Origin of the sequence: Cognatiluteimonas lumbrici, from assembly GCF_006476065.1 — a bacterium.
In the GTDB taxonomy this organism is placed as follows: Bacteria; Pseudomonadota; Gammaproteobacteria; order Xanthomonadales; family Xanthomonadaceae; genus Cognatiluteimonas; species Cognatiluteimonas lumbrici.
On the sequence record NZ_ML636798.1, the window covers coordinates 416607 to 429331 of the forward strand.

Genomic DNA, 12725 nt, shown 5'->3' on the forward strand with positions numbered 1-12725 from the left:
ATGACCTGGATCAGGTGCGCGGCGCTCGGGCGGCGCGGACCTCAGGCATCGTCTTCGACCAGCGCCTGCAGCCGTGCGATGGCGTCGTCCCAGCGCGACTCGATGGCGTCGAGCTGCCGGCGGGCGGCATCCAGCCGGCGAGGACGCAGCCGCCAGACGTGCTCGCGCCCGCGGCGCTCGCCGGACACCAGTCCTGCACCGGCCAGCGTGGCCAGGTGCTTGCTCACCGCCTGGCGGGTCACGCCGGTGCCCTCGGCCAGGCGCACGACGGGCAGGGGGCCGTGCTCGGACAGGCGCGCGAGGAGGCGCAGCCGCACCGGATCGCCGAGCGCGGCGAACACCGGCGCGGCGTCCGCGGGATCGCGGCGGCGGCGCGGCCTGGCGCTCACGCGTCGTCCTGCGCCAGGTACTTCGCGATCAGGCCGGCCTGGGCTTCCCAGCCGCCGGTGTTGTCGCGGATCGCCTGCGCTCGGCGTGCCAGCGGCACGCGCTCGAAGCCGGACTCGGTGATGGCCAGGCGCACGCCGCCATCGGTTTCCTCGAGCGCGAACTCGACCAGGGTGGTTTCGTCGTCCGGCGCATCCGGACCGACATCGGTGCCGCCGGGATGCCAGCGGAACGACAGCAGCCGCATCGGTTCGACGCGCTCCACCAGCAACACGAACGCGACGCCGTCGTAGGGTTCCTGGAACTTCGCGATCTCCGGGTCCACGCGGGTCGGGCGGATCCTCGCCTGCAGCCGCGCGCCGGGCGCGAATGCGCCATCCACCTCCGCGCCGAACCAGTGCCCGAAGCGCTCCGAGTCGGCGATGGCCTGCCAGACCCGTTCCAGCGGCGCCTTCAGCACCACCTGTTTCACGATCGTGTTCGCGCTTGTCATATGCAACCTCCCGGTTGCGATTTAAGGTAGCGCCGCCGGGCGTGCGATGCAAGCCCCACGGCGGGCGGGGATTCGGATATAAAGCCGCGACGGGTCCATGGCGGGCCCGGCAACCAACAGGGGACATTGCATGGGGAAGCACTTGATCGTTCTGGGCGCGCTCGTGCTGGGCGTGGCCGTCGCACCGGCGGCGCTGGCGCAGGACACGCCGTACGGGGCGCTGGCCGTGGACGAGGTGCAGGGCTACCACTTCGGTTTTGCGCATGATCATGGCAACCAGGTCGACGCCGACCGGCGCGCGACCGAGGAGTGCCAGAAGGCCGGCGGCACCAGCTGCCGGGTCGTGTTGCTGTGGTCGGGCGCCGGCTGCGGCGCCTACCGCTCGGTCACCGAGGGCGGCTAGGCGTACGGCTGGGGGGTGGCAGGCACCCGCGCCGCCGCCGAGAACATCGCCGAGCGCGAGCTGATGGCGCGCAGCAACGGGCGCATGGCCCAGAACCAGGCCTGGGCCTGCAACTCGGCCACGCCGGCACCGCTGGCGGTGCTGCTGGAAGAAGCCCCGCCGCAGGCCGGCCCGATGCGCTTCCCGGACAAGGAGGGCGACGAGTTCGAGTACCAGGGCGCGCTGCAGGGCGGCGTCCCGCACGGCCATGGCGTCGCCACCTTCCCGGATGGCATGCGCTACGAGGGCAGCTTCGTCAACGGCGCGTTCCATGGCCATGGCGTCTACACCTGGCCGAGCGGCGCGCGCTACGAGGGCGAGTTCCAGCACTGGGAGATGCACGGGCAGGGCACCTACCGCTTCGCCAGCGGCAAGACCTACGTCGGCGACCTGCGCAACAGCAAGCTCGAGGGTTACGGCAAGTACTACGACACCAGCGGCAACCTGGTGTACGACGGCCGCTGGAGCAACAACCGGCAGGTCGACTGAGGCAAGCGGCGCCGGCCCCCGCGCAACGGGGGCCGCGCGCGAGGATGGGCGATAATGGAGGCATGAACGACACGCTTCCCGATTGCCCGCGCTGCGGCCAGGGCGACACCTATCCCGACGGCACGCTGCTGGTGTGCCCGCATTGCGCCCACGAGTGGGCGCCCGGTTCCGAGAACGAGAGCGACGGTCCCGAGGTCCGCGACAGCAACGGCAACCCGTTGGCCGCGGGCGATACCGTGGTCGTGATCAAGGACCTCAAGGTCAAGGGCAGCTCGATCCCGCTCAAGCAGGGCACCGTGATCCGCAACATCCGCCTGGTCGACGGCGACGCCGAGCACATCGAAGGCCACTCGGACAGGATCAAGGGCCTCGTGCTCAAGACCTGCTTCCTGCGCAAGGCCTGAGCGCGGGCCGCTGCGGCCTGACCTGGATCAAGGGCGGCCCCGGGGCTGCGCGGGAAGATGCAGCGCCGGCATGTGCCGGCTTCCCGGAAGGAGCCCGCCATGCAGCCTGGACAATCCACCCCGCGAGACGTCGTGGTCGTCGGCGCCGGGCCTGCGGGATTGTGCGCGGCACTCGCACTCGCTGCGCGCGGACTGCGCGTGGACGTGGTCGAGCGCCAGTCGCGCGCGGCACTCGAGGCGCCCGCGTTCGACGGGCGCGAAATCGCGCTGACCCACGCTTCGACTCGCATCCTGCGCGAGCTCGATGTGCTGCAACGGATCGCCGACGCCGATATCGGGCCGTTGCGCCGCGCGCGCGTGCTCGACGGCGACCATCCGGGCTTCGAGGTGGATGCCGGCGGCGGCGCGGCCCACCTCGGGGTGTTGGTGTCCAACCACTGCATCCGCGCGGCGGCGTGGCAGGCGGTCGGCGACAGCGACGCGATCGCGGTGCACGACGCGGCGGCAGTCGAAGCGGTCGCCACCGACGCCGGCAGCGCGAGGGTGGTGCTGGTCGATGGCCGCGAGCTGCGCGCGCCGCTCCTGGTGGTCGCCGACAGCCGGTTCTCGGAAACGCGCCGTGCGCTCGGCGTGCCGGTGGCGATGCACGACTTCGGCAAGACCATGCTGGTGTCGCGCGTGCGCCACGCCGAAGCCAACGACGGCGTGGCCTGGGAGTGGTTCGATCAAGGCCAGACACGCGCGTTCCTGCCGCTGGAAAAGCATCTCGCGTCGGCCGTGCTCACGGTCACCGGCGCCGAGGCACGGCGCCTGCTGGCGCTGTCGCCCCGGGCCTACGCCGACGAGCTTGCGGCTCGGTTCGAGGGGCGCTTCGGCACGATGGAACCGGCCAGCAGCGTGCACAGCTATCCGCTGGTCGCGACCTGGGCAAAGCGATTCGCCGGGCCGCGCTTCGCGCTGGTCGGCGACGCCGCAGTGGGCATGCACCCGGTGACCGCGCATGGCTTCAACCTCGGCCTGGGCAGCGTCGAGCGGCTGGCGACGGCGGTCGGGGAAGCGATGGCGAGCCACGGCGATCCGGGGCACCCGGCCGCGCTGCGCGACTACGAGCGGCGTCATCGTCGCGCCAGCCTGCCGCTGTTCGCGGGCACCGGGCTGGTGGTGCGCCTGTTCACCGACGACCGCGCGCCGATGCGGCCGCTGCGGCGCGCGGTGCTGCGCGGCATGCGTGCGCTGCCGCCGCTGCGTCGCCTGCTCGCCGCGCAACTGATGGACGCGAGCGCGCGGTGATAAAGTCCGTCGGATGACGAATCCGGATCCGCGTCCCTATCCCATCGGCACCCCCGGGCAACCGTGGGGCCCGGCCGAAGTCGCCGCGTGGCGCGCGCGGCAGGTGCGCAGGCGCAGCCATGCCGACGAGGTCGTGTCGGTGATCGAACGGCTGGCGGGGCGCTTCGAACTCATCCAGTACGGCGAGCTCGACTACGCGCCGGATCGTTACCCGCTGCTGGCGCTGCGCTCGCGCGACTGGGACGACGCCCTGCCGGTGGCGCTGGTGACCGGCGGCGTGCACGGCTACGAGACCAGCGGCGTGCACGGTGCGCTGCAGTTCCTCGACCTGCACGCGGATGCCTATGCCGGCCGCGTCAACCTGCTGGTTGCGCCCTGCGTCAGCCCCTGGGGCTACGAGCGCATCCACCGCTGGAACCCGGACGCGCTCGATCCGAACCGCAACTTCCGCGAGGGCAGCCCGGCCGGCGAATGCGCGGCGCTGCTGCGGCTGGTGGCGCCGCTGCGCGGCCGCTTCCTGCTGCACGTGGACCTGCACGAGACCACCGACAGCGACGAGTCCGAGTTCCGCCCGGCGCTGGCCGCGCGCGACGGCAAGCCGTTCGTGCCCGGCACCATCCCGGACGGCTTCTACCTGGTGGACGACAGCGCGAACCTGCAGCCGGGTTTCCAGCAGGCGATCATCGAGGCGGTATCGCAGGTGACCCACATCGCGCCGGCCGACGCCGACGGCGAGATCATCGGCTCTCCCGTGCTGGCACCCGGCGTCATCGCCTACCCGGTGCGCGAGCTAGGCCTGTGCACCGGCATCACCGGCGCGCGCTACACCACCACCACCGAGGTCTATCCGGACAGCCCGCGCGCGACCCCGGAGCAGTGCAACGCCGCGCAGGCGGCCGCGGTGCGCGCGGCGCTCGACTACGCATTGGCATGATCCGCCGGGCATGAAACCCCCGGGCTACACGCTTGTCTACACCCCGCGCTCGCACTTCGCGCGCAAGGTGCGGCTGCTCGCCGACGCGCTCGGCATTCCGCTCGCGCTGGTGGACGCCGGCAACGTCGCCGACGCCGATCCGGCCGCCTACGGGCCCAACCCGCTGATGAAGGTCCCGACACTGCTGGACGGCGAGCGCGTGGTGTTCGAATCGGACCATATCGCCGCCTGCCTCGTGCGCGCGCACGACCCGGGCGACCGCTTCGGCGTGCTCGCCACCGACGTCGCCACCCTCAACGCGCGCGCGGTGATGAACGGCGTGATGGCGCAGGAGGTGGAACTGCTGCTGGCCGAACGCAGCGGACTGTCCACCGACCACCCGCGCTTCGACAAGATGCGCGCTTCGCTGCTGCAGGGGCTGGCGTGGCTCGAGGACCATGCCGGGGTGTTCCCGCGCCAGCCGAGCTACCTCGGCTTCCACCTGCTGGCTCTTTGGGACCACCTCGTCATTTACGGGATGGTGCCGCTGGACTATCCGCGGCTGCGTGCGCACATCGAGGCGTGGCGGGACTGGGCGTTCGCCGCCGCCTCGCGCCCGCCGCCTATCCGCTCGTGAACGCGTAGGCGCGCGCGCCCGGGTCGAGGAAGCTGATCTCGAACAGGCGCTCGCGGCTGCCGCGGCGCTGGCGCACGAGCTGGTAGAGGCGCTCGCCGTCGATGGTGCCGTTGCCGGCCGCGTCGATGTCGCTGCCGGCATCCGCGCCCGGCGGCTGGCCGTCCAGCGTGATCCGGAAGCGCACCGGGGTGCCGTCCTCCGCCGGCGCCAGCACCAGGTGCAGGTCGCGCGCGCGGAAGCGCAGGGTGATGCTGGCGCCGGCGCGCTCGGCGCGCGCGAATTCCGGCTGCACCGTCCAGCGGCCTTCGAGCGCCCACTGGTCGGGCGCGAGCTGCGCGACCCGCGGGTAGTCCCAGGCCACGCCCTTCGCGAGCGCGTTGTTGGCGAAGCGTTCGGCGCGGGCATGGCCGAGGTAGGTTTCCGGGGTCCGCCGCCAGTCCCTCGAGGGCGGCGCCTCCGCGCCCGCGGCGCGGTTGCCGACGTAGCCGCCGGGCAGGTCGGTGGCGCCGGCCTCGGCCAGCAGCCTGCGGATGACGTCCTCGCTGCGCGCGTACTCGCCCTCGCCGAAGTGGTGGTAGCGGATCCGCCCCTGGGCGTCGACGAAGTAGTGCGCGGGCCAATAGCGATTCTCGAACGCGCGCCAGATCGCGTAGTCGTTGTCGAGCGCGACCGGGTAGCCGATGCCCAGCGTTTCGATCGCTTCGGCGACGTTGCCCGGATCCTTCTCGAACGCGAATTCGGGCGTGTGCACGCCGAGCACGACCAGGCCGTGGTCGCGGTACTTGTCGGCCCAGCCGCGCAGGTAGGGCAGGGTGCGCAGGCAGTTGATGCAGGAGTAGGTCCAGAAATCGACCAGCACGACCTTGCCGCGCAGGCCTTCGCGGGTCAGCGGCGGGCCGTTGAACCAGCCGGTGGCGCCGTCGAGCCGCGGCAGCCAGCCCTCCACGGGCAAGGGCACGCCCTCGCGTGGCGCTGGCGACGGCGCGCTGCGCGAGGGCGAGACCACGTCCACCAGGCGCTGCTCCAGCTTCGCGGTGCTGGCCAGCGACAGGCGCGTGAGCAGTCCGGTGTCCAGGCCGAGCGCGATCGCCGCGACCCCGAGCAGCACGAGCGCGCCGAGCACGCGCCGCAGCTGTTCGCCCCAGCCCAGCGAGCGCTGCATCGCCGCGAACACGCGGCCGCCGAGCAGCAGCGCCAGCGCCAGCGAGGTCGCGGCGCCGGCGGCGAACGCGACCAGCAGCAGGGTGGTGCCGACGCTCGCGCCCTTGAGCGCCGCGGCGGTCAGGATCAGGCCGAGGATCGGGCCGGCGCAGGGCGCCCACAGCAGGCCGGTGGCCACGCCCAGGCCCAGCGCGGCCCAGGCCGAGTCGCCGGCGTCGGCGCGCATGGACAGGCGTCCACCGAGCGCCACGAATGGGCGCGCCAGCCAGTCGGAGAAGCGCGGCAGCAACAGCGCCAGCCCGACCAGCGCAAGCACCGCCATCGCCATCCAGCGGCCCCAGGTGTTGAGCTGCACCACCCAGTGCCCGCCGACCGCGGCCAGCGTCGCCACCGCCGCGAAGGTGAGCGCCATGCCGATGAGCATCGGCAGGCCGTTGCGCGCGAACGGCCGGTCGGCGCGCGCGAACACGAACGGCAGCACCGGCAGGATGCACGGGCTGACGATGGTCAGCACGCCGCCCAGGTAGGCGAGGATCAGCACCAGCATGCCGCCACGTTACCCCTTGGGCCTGCGGTCCGGACCGGACCCGGGCAAAAAAAACGCCGCGCGGTCGCTGGACCGGCGCGGCGCTTCGTGCGCGGGCGTGTCGCCTCGGGTCAGCCGTTGGCCTTGCGCTTGGCGGCCGCCTTCTTGGCCGGCGCCTTGCGCGTCGCCGTGGTGTTGGAACGGAACGGCGTCGGCGCGCGGGTGCGCAGCGGCGTGTTGCCGATGACTTCGATGCGGCCACCGCGCTTGCGGAAGGCGGCGATGTCCTCGGCAATGGACTCGTGCGACATGCTGTTCGCAGCGACGGGCTTGGACGGGGTACGAGCCATGAGTCTCCTTCTGAAGGGGGCGGAGAAAGCCGCCATCTTACGCGAAGTGCATTGATTTTGCAAATAAAACCGCCAAACCTCGGCCAAAATGCGGCGATCTCCGGCGATCTGCGGTCAATGCCCGGGCAGCTCCAGTCCGCCCGCGGCGCGGTGCAGTTCGCGCAGGCGGCTTCCAAGCACGGCGACGTTGCCTTCTACGGCCTCCAGGGCCGCCTGCCGGTCCGCGGGAAGCCATCCGCGCGCCTGGGCGAACAGGGCGTCGCGCTGGCCCTGCCAGCGCGCGGCCAGGGCCGTTGCCTCGGGGCCGATCGCGCGGCGCTCTGCAGGCTGCGGCAGCCCGTAGCCGTCCGGCGCGAGCTGTGCCGGGCGGGTGAGCAGGTCCTCGATCGCCAGCAGCCCGCCGGCCTCGTCGCGGGCGACATCCGGCATGTGGCGCTTGAGTACGTCGCGTGCCTCGAGCTGCAGGCGTCGCAGGGCAGCCTCCTCGAGCAGCAGCAGGGCAGCGCTGGCACGCAGCCCGGCAGCCCCGAACACGGCCGCCCGATCGCCCGCGGGCAGCGCCAGCCACTCGCGCACGTCGCGCTGCGGAAGCTCGAGCGCGGCGCGTGCGACGTCGAACATCGCCTGGTAACGCGCGCTCGCGGGCGGGAAGTAGTAGCCCTGGCGGATCGCGCGGTCGCGATCGTCGAGCACCGAGGCGTCGACGACACCGGCCGCGTCGAGCCGCCGCAGCAGGCCGCCCGGCGTGATGCTCATCAGGTCCGCCGCGTGCAGGCCGGGCACGCCGTCGGCCAGCAGCCGCGCGGTCTCCACGGCACAGTTGTTGCCGATGAAGTAATAGCGGCCGTCGTAGCTCCAGTGCAGGCGGGCCGCGCGCTGCAGCAGCGTCGCGACTTCTTCCGGGTGCAGCCGCAGCGGGATCGAGCGCAGGCCGCGCAGTTCCACCTTGGTATACTCCTCGACCACCTGCGCCAGCGGCAGCAGGAACAGCCGCGAGGGGTAGGAGCCGGTGAGCCCGCGCCAACTCGAGACCTGCACGTCGTCCACGAAGGCGCGGAACGAGAGCACCAGGTGCCAGTCCAGGTCGAGCCGGCAGTCGGGCCCCGGCGCGCGTCCCGGTGCGCACACCACCAACCGCAGCATGCTGTGGCCCCAGCGGCTCATTGGTCGCTCGTTGCCCTCCGCGAGCAGGTAGTCCACCGCGTACACGCGCGCGGGATCGAGTTCGAGCAGCGGCGCCGACGGGGTCGCGGTGGCGTCGAACTGCACGAACGGCAGGCCTGGCGGGCAGGGCGCATGCGCGCGCGGCTCCCCGAATGCGGCGTCGAAGTGGCGTGCCAGCTGTGGGCGCCGGCACGGGTAGCTGTCGTCCAGCAGGTAGTACTCGAGGTTGACGGCCACGAACTCGGCCGGCGACTCGAGCTCGTACAGGTCGGGGCTGCGGTCGGTGAAGCGGTTGCGCGTACGCCAGGGCCGCAACGGTGCGTCCTGCCAGCCGGCCAGGTCGAGCAGGCGCGGATCGCGCGACAGCCCGCCAGCGGCGCTGCGGTCGTAGAGGTGCGCGAGCTCGTGCACCAGCGCCGCGCGCGCGGCATGCCCGTCGGCGTCCGCCAGCAAGGCGCGCCGCAGCAGGATGCGGTCGCCACGTGCGCGGCCGTGGACGTCGGCAGGAAGGTCGTCGCGCCATTCCACCCGGACCGCGCCCAGCGCATCGGCCCAGTGCCGCGGCAAGGCCCGGGCGACCTCGTGCATCGCGGCACGCGCCTGCGTTGCCTCTTCGTCGTGCAGGCTGTCGGTCGCGAGCTGCAACTCGAGCGCCCGCGCGGATGTAGCGCAGGCAAGCAGTGCCAGGAAGGCCGCGGCGAAGCGCCGCGCCGGCATCACTGCGCCAGGATCGCCCGTGCCAGCTGCATGTCGCTGCGCCCGCGCAGTTCCGGATGGCGCTCGCGCAGGTGGCGCAGCGCGGCTTCGAGCATGGCGCCGCGGATCGCGCCGTCGCTGGCGACGAAACCGGCGGCGTCGTCGCGGGCCTGGTGCACGATCTTGTCGTCGCCCGAGGTGCTGCCGGACGAGGCCGAGCTGCCCGCGGCCGAGGTGCCGGCGCTGCTGCCGGCGAAGCTGCTGGCGGCCGCCGGGGATGCCGCGAGTGCGAGGCAGGCGGCCAGGGCGAGGCTGTGGATGCGCATGGGGCGTGCGTGGGCGTGGGGAGTTCCAAGCCTAGCGCGTTTCCGGCGATCATGGCGCACCTGTCCCGGAGAACCGCCATGCGCCTGTTGACCTTGCTGCTGGCCGCGGCCTGCGTGGCCGCCGCACCCGCGTTCGCCTCCGAACCCGTCGCCGCCGATGCGGGCGTGCAGGCGCCCGCCTACGACGCCGGGCTCGCCGCGCGCGTCGGCGCCGACGACTACGGCATGCGCGCCTACGTGCTGGTGATCCTGCGCACCGGCCCCAACCGCGTGCCGGACGGCGACGCGCGCAAGGCGATGTTCGCCGGGCACATGGCCAACATGGACCGGCTGGCTAAGGAAGGGAAGCTGGTGCTCGCCGGACCGTTCGGCGACAACGACGCACAATGGCGCGGCCCCGCGCGCTACGGCGACTGCGCGCTGCGCTCGCCGAGCGCGGCGACCGCGTCCAGCATCGCGCGCACGTGCTGGTTCGGGTTCATCTCGGAATGCACCGCGGCGATCCTGCCGTCGGTGGTGATCACGTAGGAGGTCCGGCTGGACCATTCGGGCTTCTGCTCGAGCACGGCGTCGTATTGCGCCGCAATCTTCGCGCCCTGGTCCGCCGCGACCGGGAACTTGCCGCCGCAGTGCTCGGTCTCGGCCGAGAACTCCGCGAGTTCGTCGGTATTGCCGGCGGTAATGCCGATCACGCTGGCGCCATGGCTGGCGAACTCGTCCACCGCCTCCGAGAACAGGTGCGCCTCGAGGTTGCAGCCGGGCGTGTGCGCGGCGGGGAAGAAGTACAGCACCACGGGGCCGCTCTCGAGCGCCGTGGCCAGGTCGTAGGTGAACGGATTGCCGGCGAGGTAGGCGGGCGCGGTGAACGTGGGCGCCTTGTCGCCGGGCTTCAGCGCGGCCAATGCAGGGGCGGCCAGCAGGATCGAGAGGGCGACGCCGCAGGCGGCCAGCTTGGGCAGGGGGTTCATGGCGGACTCCGGGGCTGGTGACAGCCCCGGTTATACGCCAATCCGCCCGGCAGGCGCCTGCGGGACGTCACCCGAGGGGATTACTGCTCCGGCGGCGTCGCCGTGCCGCCGCCGCTGCCCGTGTCGCCGCCGGTGTCGGCAGGCGCGGTCGGCGCCGGGACATCGATCTGGACGTCCGGGTTGTCGTTGGTGCCCATCTGCGCGATCACCCAGATGAGGATCGCCAGCACGATCACACCGATGATCCACGGCCAGGGGCTGCGGCTGCGCTCGGTGACGTTGATCTGGTCGGCCATGTCCATGCTCCGCTCTTGGGGTGGCGCCACGCTAGCCAAGCCGGCGTGGCGCGCAGGTGAGCATGGCGCGGCCCATTCAGGCGCCGTTGCGCGGCCTTCAGTAACCGCCGAAGCTGCCGGCGGCTCCCGGGAACACCACCGGGCTCTCGCTGCCGTCCTCGGCGACTGCGGCGACGCCGAAGAAATGGTTGTCGATGACCACGTCCTCGAGCGTGTATTCGGTGACGTCGCCGACCCAGCGGCTGTGCGTCCACTGCGGTTCGGTCGTCAGGCGCCAGTACACGCGGTACCCGGCCAGGCCCGGCGCCTGCGCGGCCGGCGGCCGGCTCCAGCGCAGCGTGGTGTCCGCGGAGACAGCGCCTTCGATGGCGACGTCGGCCGGCGGCGGCGGTGCCCAGGCCATGCCGGCGAGGCTGACGGCGTTGAGCGCGGTGAGCTTCGCCGCGTAGTCGAAGTCGACGCCGTCGATGGTGTCGCCATACACGCGGCCGCCTTCGCTGCGCAGGTCCTGGTGCTGGCGGTCGTAGTGCTCGTTGGTCTCCATCACCCGCACCGCGGGGTAGCCGAGGTCGCTGAACGGCCGGTGGTGGCCGCCGCGGCCGAAGCGGTCGAGGCGATAGACCATCATCACCTCGAGGTTGGGCACGTGGCGGGCCATGCGCGCGATGTAGCGCGCGAGGTTGCGCGAGGGCGAGTCCACTTCGCCGCCGGTGTAGCGCCTGGCGGTGGCTTCGCGTCCGGTCTCGGTCGCGCGCGTGCCCTCGGAGAACACGCGCGCGGTGGAGTTGTCGACGACGCCGTTGATGCCGGCGATGTTGCCGATCATGTCGTTGTTGAGCACCGCCTCGATGCGCCAGCCCTCGCGCTGCGCGAGCTCCGCCACCATCCTGCCGCCGAACAGGCCCTGTTCCTCGCCCGAGAGCGCGGCGTAGACGATGGTCGCGGGGAAGCGGTGCCGCGTGAGCACGCGCGCGGCCTCCAGCGTGCCGGCGATGCCGGAGGCGTTGTCGTTGGCGCCCGGGGAATCCGAGGTCGCGTCCATGACGTCGCTGACGCGCGAGTCGATGTCGCCGCTCATCACCACGTAGCGGCCGGGATCGTGGGTGCCGCGCTGGATCGCGAGGATGCTGACCACCTCGGTGGCGTCGGGAATGCGCGGCTCCCCGGAGACGACGCCGCGCACGTCGCGGATCTCGAGGCAGCCGCCGCACTGTCGGGAGATCCGCTCGAACTCGGCCCGGATCCAGCGCCGCGCGGCGCCGATGCCTCGCGTGTCCGAGCTGGTGTCCGAGAGCGTGTGGCGGGTGCCGAAGGACACCAGCTTGCGGATGTCCGCTTCGATGCGCTCGGCGGAGGGCGCGGTGCCGATCGTGTCGAGGGCCGGGTTCGCGGCCGGCGGCGGGGCGTCGTCCGCCGCGCGGGCGCTGGCCGGCCACGTCGCGGCCGCAACCATGGCGGCCAACAGCAGTGTTGCCTGGCGCATGCGTCTCCCCCTGCAATGGCTTGCTTCGATTATGCCCGCTGGCCTTGACCTGGGTCAGTGCACGGGCGTGCCGCGGGCGCGATGTTGCCCGCATGGAATTCCACGTCGCCCTCGATGGCATGCATCCCGACGCCGGGCGGCTCGAGGATGCGCTGCTCGCGCAGGATCCGGCCGCGGTGCTGGACCTCGACGCGGAGGGCACCCTGCTGCGCGTGTCCACCTGGTTGCCGGCAGGCGACCTGCTGGAAGTGCTGGCGTCGGCCGGTTGCCCGGTCCCGGAAGCGCGCCTGCGGCAGCTGCCGTCGGTGTGCTGCGGCGGCTGCAGCGGCTGACGGGCAGCGTTCAGGCCCCCGGCGCCGCCACTGGCTATCATCGCAACAGGCAGTTTCCTGGAGCATTCCATGGCCACCGGTTGGGCAGGCGACGGCGCAGTGCAGGACCAGATCGACGCGACCGTCGACGACGCGATCAAGCGTGCGCGCAGCAAGCTCCCGAGCGGACCGGGCGCGAGCCACTGCGAGGAGTGCGACGAGCCGATCCCGGCCGCGCGCCGCAAGGCGCTGCCCGGCGTGCGCCTGTGCGTGTCCTGCCAGGATGCCCTGGACCGCGCCGAAGGTGCCGCTGCCGGCTACAACCGGCGCGGCAGCAAGGACAGCCAGCTGCGCTGAACAGGCGACGCCGACCGTGCATTCACGGTCGC

General features: G+C 72.4%; 17 protein-coding genes. 8 read left to right on the forward strand and 9 right to left on the reverse strand.

Annotation, left to right across the window (positions count from 1 at the left end; translation table 11 throughout):
- Positions 1-41 precede the first annotated feature (41 nt).
- Positions 42-389, reverse strand: a complete 348-nt coding sequence (locus tag E4F25_RS02050; RefSeq protein ID WP_140908605.1) for an ArsR/SmtB family transcription factor — start codon at positions 387-389, stop codon at positions 42-44.
- A complete protein-coding gene (locus E4F25_RS02055; RefSeq protein ID WP_140908606.1) occupies positions 386-880 on the reverse strand; it encodes an SRPBCC family protein in 495 nt (164 codons plus the stop codon). The genes E4F25_RS02050 and E4F25_RS02055 overlap by 4 nt, the downstream gene beginning before the upstream one ends.
- Positions 881-1010: 130 nt before the next feature.
- Here E4F25_RS02055 and E4F25_RS02060 point away from each other — a divergent pair, with 130 nt between their 5' ends.
- The 6 genes from E4F25_RS02060 to E4F25_RS02085 all read left to right on the forward strand — a co-directional run bounded on the left by E4F25_RS02060 (position 1011) and on the right by E4F25_RS02085 (position 5055).
- Positions 1011-1283, forward strand: a complete 273-nt coding sequence (locus tag E4F25_RS02060; RefSeq protein WP_181168177.1) for a DUF4189 domain-containing protein — start codon at positions 1011-1013, stop codon at positions 1281-1283.
- A gap of 15 nt (positions 1284-1298) precedes the next feature.
- Positions 1299-1811: an MORN repeat-containing protein gene (locus E4F25_RS02065; protein ID WP_140908608.1), complete on the forward strand. Its 513-nt coding sequence runs from the start codon at positions 1299-1301 to the stop codon at positions 1809-1811.
- 62 nt (positions 1812-1873) lie between these two features.
- On the forward strand, positions 1874-2215 hold the full coding sequence (locus tag E4F25_RS02070) for a zinc ribbon domain-containing protein YjdM (RefSeq protein WP_140908609.1): 342 nt from the start codon (positions 1874-1876) through the stop codon (positions 2213-2215).
- Positions 2216-2314: 99 nt separating this feature from the next.
- Positions 2315-3505, forward strand: a complete 1191-nt coding sequence (gene ubiM / locus E4F25_RS02075; RefSeq protein ID WP_140908610.1) for a 5-demethoxyubiquinol-8 5-hydroxylase UbiM — start codon at positions 2315-2317, stop codon at positions 3503-3505.
- A gap of 13 nt (positions 3506-3518) precedes the next feature.
- Positions 3519-4439 (forward strand): M14 family metallopeptidase, encoded by a 921-nt coding sequence (locus E4F25_RS02080; protein WP_140908611.1) that lies wholly within the window; start codon positions 3519-3521, stop codon positions 4437-4439.
- Between the two features lie 10 nt (positions 4440-4449).
- Positions 4450-5055, forward strand: a complete 606-nt coding sequence (locus tag E4F25_RS02085) for a glutathione S-transferase family protein (protein ID WP_140908612.1) — start codon at positions 4450-4452, stop codon at positions 5053-5055.
- Here the strand turns inward: E4F25_RS02085 and E4F25_RS02090 are convergent.
- The 7 genes from E4F25_RS02090 to E4F25_RS02120 all read right to left on the reverse strand — a co-directional run bounded on the left by E4F25_RS02090 (position 5042) and on the right by E4F25_RS02120 (position 12025).
- Positions 5042-6763, reverse strand: a complete 1722-nt coding sequence (locus E4F25_RS02090) for a cytochrome c biogenesis protein DipZ (RefSeq protein ID WP_140908613.1) — start codon at positions 6761-6763, stop codon at positions 5042-5044. The genes E4F25_RS02085 and E4F25_RS02090 overlap by 14 nt on opposite strands.
- 110 nt (positions 6764-6873) lie before the next feature.
- Positions 6874-7092, reverse strand: coding sequence for a hypothetical protein (locus E4F25_RS02095; protein ID WP_140908614.1), 219 nt, complete (start codon positions 7090-7092; stop codon positions 6874-6876).
- Between the two features lie 114 nt (positions 7093-7206).
- Positions 7207-8973: a DUF7844 domain-containing protein gene (locus E4F25_RS02100; protein WP_140908615.1), complete on the reverse strand. Its 1767-nt coding sequence runs from the start codon at positions 8971-8973 to the stop codon at positions 7207-7209.
- Positions 8973-9278 carry a DUF2388 domain-containing protein gene (locus E4F25_RS02105; RefSeq protein ID WP_140908616.1) on the reverse strand — a complete coding sequence of 102 codons (306 nt, stop codon included), beginning with the start codon at positions 9276-9278 and terminating at the stop codon, positions 8973-8975. Before E4F25_RS02105 ends, E4F25_RS02100 begins: the two co-directional genes overlap by 1 nt.
- Before the next feature lie 404 nt (positions 9279-9682).
- Positions 9683-10246, reverse strand: a complete 564-nt coding sequence (locus E4F25_RS02110) for a peroxiredoxin (protein ID WP_140908617.1) — start codon at positions 10244-10246, stop codon at positions 9683-9685.
- An 80-nt stretch (positions 10247-10326) separates the two neighbouring features.
- Entirely contained in the window at positions 10327-10542 is a 216-nt protein-coding gene (locus tag E4F25_RS02115) for a hypothetical protein (protein ID WP_140908618.1), read from the reverse strand.
- A 97-nt stretch (positions 10543-10639) separates the two neighbouring features.
- Complete coding sequence (locus E4F25_RS02120) at positions 10640-12025, reverse strand: M28 family metallopeptidase (RefSeq protein ID WP_220433174.1); 1386 nt, start codon at positions 12023-12025, stop codon at positions 10640-10642.
- 92 nt (positions 12026-12117) lie between these two features.
- Here E4F25_RS02120 and E4F25_RS02125 point away from each other — a divergent pair, with 92 nt between their 5' ends.
- Positions 12118-12357, forward strand: a complete 240-nt coding sequence (locus tag E4F25_RS02125) for a hypothetical protein (RefSeq protein WP_140908619.1) — start codon at positions 12118-12120, stop codon at positions 12355-12357.
- A gap of 69 nt (positions 12358-12426) precedes the next feature.
- Positions 12427-12693, forward strand: a complete 267-nt coding sequence (locus E4F25_RS02130) for a DksA/TraR family C4-type zinc finger protein (protein ID WP_140908620.1) — start codon at positions 12427-12429, stop codon at positions 12691-12693.
- Positions 12694-12725: the final 32 nt, after the last annotated feature.